The organism is Microbacterium sp., assembly GCF_051953575.1.
Lineage (GTDB): Bacteria > Actinomycetota > Actinomycetes > Actinomycetales > Microbacteriaceae > Microbacterium.
Map to the genome: position 1 here is coordinate 1 of NZ_JBQCIP010000024.1, position 4,480 is coordinate 4,480.

Sequence of the window (4,480 nt, forward strand, 5' to 3'; positions counted from 1 at the left end):
GCCTCGGCGATGACCTCCGGACCGATGCCGTCACCCGGGATGACGGCCAGCTTCACGACACGAGACATGGGGCTCCTACGACTTCTGGCGGGACTCTCCCAGGGTAGTGGCCGCGATGACCCCGGCGATCACGACGAGGGCCGCGCCGATGAGCGCCGTCACCGTCACCCCGGCGTCGAAGGCGGATGCCGCCGCATCGAACAACGCGGTGCCGGTGGATCCCCCGATCTGCTCCGACGCGTGCACGGCACCGGCGAGCGTCTCGGTCGCCGCGTCGGCGGCGGCATCCTGGACCCCCGCCGGAACGACGAGGTTCGAGCGATAGAGGGCGGTGAGGATGCCGCCCAGCACGGTGGTGCCGAGCACGGCGCCCAGCTCGTACGCGGTCTCGGACACGGCGCTGGCCGCGCCCGCCTTCGCCGGCGGGGCGCTCGCGAGCACGAGCTCGTTCGACACCGTCTCGGCGGCGCCGATGCCGATGCCGAGCGACACGAAGGCCGCCACGAGGGCGCCGACGCTCGACGGTCCCGTCGCGAAGGCGACGGTCACGTAGCCGGCCACCGAGAACACCAGCGCGACCGGGATGACCACACGGGCGGGCCACTTCTTCGAGATCGGCACGACCGCCAGGCCCGAGACGATCATCATGACGAGGCCGGGAACCAGGGCGAGTCCCGCCTGCAGCGGCGTGAGCCCCACGATGAGCTGGAGGTGCTGCGCCACGAAGAACAGGAAGCCGACGAGCGCGATCACGCTCAGCAGGTTGACCAGCAGCGCGCCGGTGAATGTGCCGAGACCGAACAGCCGCATGTCGAGCATCGGGTTCGCGGCACGCAGCTGACGGCGCACGAACAGCACGCCGAAGCCGATGCCGAGCAGCACCGGCGCCCAGGCACTCGGGCCGAAGCCGTGCGCGGCGAGCTCCTTGATGCCGTAGACGACCGGGATCATCGTCGCCATCGACAGGGCGATGCTGAGCGGGTCGATCCGTCCCGGATTCGGGTCACGACTCTCGGGGACGAGGAGCGGCGCCAGGATCAGCAGCGGGATGAGCACGGGCACCGACAGCAGGAACACGGAGCCCCACGAGAAGTGCTCGAGCAGGATGCCTCCGACGATCGGCCCGAGCGCGGCGCCCGCCGAGAACATCGCGGCCCAGACCGCGATCGCGAGCCGACGCTGGTCGCGGTCCGTGAAGATGCTGCGCAGCAGCGACAGCGTTGACGGCATCAGCATCGCGCCGAACACGCCCATGCCGGCGCGCGCGGCGATGAGCAGCCCCGCGGTGGGCGCGAACGCGGCGAGCACCGAGACGGCCGCGAAGCCCGTCGCGCCGATGAGCAGCATCCGCCGGCGTCCGAACCGGTCGCCGAGCGTGCCCATCGTGACGAGGAGCCCGGCGAGCACGAGCGGGTAGGCGTCGATGATCCACAGCTGCTGCGTGCTCGACGGTTCCAGGTCGAGGGCGATCTCGGGGAGCGCGAAGCTCAGCACCGTGTTGTCGACCGAGACCAGCAGCACCGGCAGCATGAGCACGACGAGCGCAGCCCAGCCGCGCCAGCCGACCTTCCGCCCCTGGGCGTCGGCGAGCGAGAGTTCTTGAGTGAGAGTCATCATTTCTATACCGTCCAGCCGGTATAGTATCAGGATGCCCCATCGTATGTCGATCGTGCAGCCGCTGTCGATAGCATCGACGCCATGAGCCGTCCTCCCCTCGCCCGCGAGAAGGTGCTGGACGCGTTCGAACGCATCCTCATCGAGGACGGCGAGCGGGCGGCGACGATGGATGCCGCAGCCCGCGCCGCCGGCGTCTCCAAGGGCGGCCTGCTGTACCACTTCAGCACCAAGGAGGCCATGGAAGCGGGCCTGATCGCGCGCCTCGCAACTCTGGTCGACGCCGATCTCGCCGCGATCGCCGCGGCACCGGAGGGGCCGGTCGCCTACTTCCTGCGGTCGTCGGTCATGGACGACGAGCCCCTCGACCGCGCGATCATCGCCGCCTCACGGCTCGCGCAGTCCGGCAACGCCGCCGCGATCGCAGCGCTGCACGACATGCGCTCCCGGTGGGAGGACGCCCTGCGGCCGCACACCCGGGACGCCGCGGCACTGGACCTCGTCATGCTCGTGAGCGACGGCCTCTACTTCAACAACGCGCTCGGGGGCGACGCACCCCTCACCGTCGTGCCCGACGGCGCCGCGCTCGATGCACTGGTGGCGCTCGTGGAGCGCACGGTGCGTGACTGAGCGCTCAGCGCGACCGGTCGACGCACAGCACCCGCACGACCGGCCCGTTGACGAATCGCTGGGTCTGCAGGCATCGGCCCGCGCTCGACTGCCGACCGGCGGCCTCGTCGCGCAGGCTCTGGGCCATCCGCTCCAGCCACGTCGGCCCGCCCGAGGCGGCGCTCAGCGCAGCATCGCGTTCGTCTGCGAGCACGTGCTGCTCGGGCGTCCCCGCGCCCGATGCCGCACGGCCCTCGTCCCCGGGGTCGTCCCCCACGACCTCGGCGACCGACGGCGTCGGTGTCGGCGTCGCACTCTTCGCGGCTCCCGATGACTGACAGCCCGTCACGACGAGCATCGCGCCGAACGCGACCGCCGCGACCGCGCTCCATGGCGTGTGCATGATCGAACACCCTTCGTCCCGCCGTTCCGTGTGGATCGGTGAGGCAAGGATGTTCCGCGGCGGTCTCCGCGCAGTCGGCCGCGATACTCGCGCGGTACTCGCGCACAGAAGAAGGAGGGATGCCGCACCCGGCCGCACGTGCGGCGCCGGGATGCGGCATCCCTTCTTCTGTCAGGACTCGGTGATCTCGATCTGACGGAACAGGTCGGCGTCGATCGCCGCACGCACCTCGTCGAGCAGGCCGTCGGGCACGGGCGAGTCGACCGTGAGCACCGACAGCGCCTGCCCGCCCGCGGCCTGGCGCGCGATCTGCATGCCGGCGATGTTGATGCCCGCCTCGCCGAAGCGCTGACCGTAGACCGCGACGATGCCGGGGCGGTCGGTGTAGAGCATCACGATGTGGTTGGTCTCGATGGGCAGCTCGATGGCGTAGCCGTTGATCGCCACCAGCTTCTCGACCTGCTTGGTGCCGGTGAGCGTGCCCGACACCGACAGCTGCGAGCCGTCCGACAGGGCGCCGCTCAGCGTGATGACGTTGCGGTACTCGGGGCTGTCGTCGTCGACGAGCAGGCGCACATCGACGCCGCGCTGCTCGGCGAGCAGCGGCGCGTTCACGTACGACACCGTCTCGCTCACGATGTTGGTGAAGACGCCCTTCAGGGCCGCGAGCTTGAGCACGCTGACGTCGTACGCCTGCAGTTCGCCGTGCACCTCGACGTCGAGGCTCGTGAGGGGCGAGTGCGCGAGGGCGGCGAAGATCTGGCCGAGCTTCTCGACGAGCGGGATGCCGGGGCGGACGTACGGGTCGATGACGCCGCCGGCGACGTTGACCGCGTCGGGAACGAGCTCACCCCCGAGGGCGAGGCGCACCGATCTGGCGACCGAGACGCCCGCCTTCTCCTGCGCCTCTTCGGTCGACGCGCCGAGGTGCGGGGTGACGACGACGTTCGGAAGGCTGAGCAGCGCCGCGGCGGTGCCGCCCTCGGCCGGAGGCTCGGACGTGAAGACGTCCAGACCCGCACCGGCGATCTCGCCTGTGGTGAGCGCGGTGTGCAGGGCGGCCTCGTCGATCAGCCCGCCGCGCGCGACATTGACGACGTACGCGGTGGGCTTCATGATCTTGAACTGCGCCGCGCCGATCATGCCGGTCGTCTCGGGCGTCTTCGGCATGTGGATCGTGACGAAGTCGCTCTGCTCGAGACGGTCGTCGAGGCTGAGCAGCTGGACGCCCAGCTGCTGTGCGCGAGCGCTCGTGACGTAGGGGTCGTACGCGACGACGCGCATGTCGAACGCCTGCAGGCGCGCCGCGATGAGGGCGCCGATGCGGCCGAGGCCGATGATGCCGACCGTCTTCTCGAAGAGCTCGGTGCCGGTGTACGAGCTGCGCTTCCACGCGCCGCCCGACAGCGACGCGTGCGCGGCGGGGATGCGGCGCGCGAGGCTCAGGATGTGGCCGACCGTGAGCTCGGCGGCAGAGATGATGTTCGACGTCGGAGCGTTGACGACCATGACTCCGGCGGTCGTCGCGGTCTTGATGTCGACGTTGTCGAGGCCTACGCCCGCGCGGGCGACCACCTTGAGCACGGGGGCCGCGGCGATCGCCTCGGCGTCGATCTTCGTCGCCGAGCGGATCAGGACGGCGTTCGCCTCGGCGAGGGCCGACAGCAGCGCCGGCCGGTCGGTGCCGTCGACGTTGCGCACGTCGAAGTCCGGACCCAGGGCGTCGATCGTGGCGGGAGAGAGTTCTTCGGCGATCAGAACGACAGGCTTCGTCACGGTGTTCCTTCGGTGACAGCGCGCGAGCACGCGGCATTGCTCGGATGGGATCGTTGCCGCGCCGCACGCCGTCGGGGG

4 protein-coding genes are annotated in these 4,480 nt (G+C 70.5%); 1 reads left to right on the top strand and 3 read right to left on the bottom strand.

All coding sequences use genetic code 11. From position 1 onward, the window contains the following. Positions 1–75: 75 nt before the first annotated feature. Complete coding sequence (locus ACTHNQ_RS01940) at positions 76–1,617, bottom strand: MFS transporter (protein WP_440330755.1); 1,542 nt, start codon at positions 1,615–1,617, stop codon at positions 76–78. Between the two features lie 81 nt (positions 1,618–1,698). Here ACTHNQ_RS01940 and ACTHNQ_RS01945 point away from each other — a divergent pair, with 81 nt between their 5' ends. Then, positions 1,699–2,244 carry a TetR family transcriptional regulator gene (locus ACTHNQ_RS01945; RefSeq protein ID WP_018171151.1) on the top strand — a complete coding sequence of 182 codons (546 nt, stop codon included), beginning with the start codon at positions 1,699–1,701 and terminating at the stop codon, positions 2,242–2,244. 4 nt (positions 2,245–2,248) lie between these two features. Here the strand turns inward: ACTHNQ_RS01945 and ACTHNQ_RS01950 are convergent, their stop codons facing one another. Together ACTHNQ_RS01950 and serA are read right to left on the bottom strand one after the other, a co-directional pair. Further along, positions 2,249–2,626 (bottom strand): hypothetical protein, encoded by a 378-nt coding sequence (locus ACTHNQ_RS01950; protein ID WP_440330756.1) that lies wholly within the window; start codon positions 2,624–2,626, stop codon positions 2,249–2,251. 171 nt (positions 2,627–2,797) lie between these two features. Then, a complete protein-coding gene (gene serA, locus ACTHNQ_RS01955; RefSeq protein WP_440330757.1) occupies positions 2,798–4,402 on the bottom strand; it encodes a phosphoglycerate dehydrogenase in 1,605 nt (534 codons plus the stop codon). Positions 4,403–4,480: the final 78 nt, after the last annotated feature.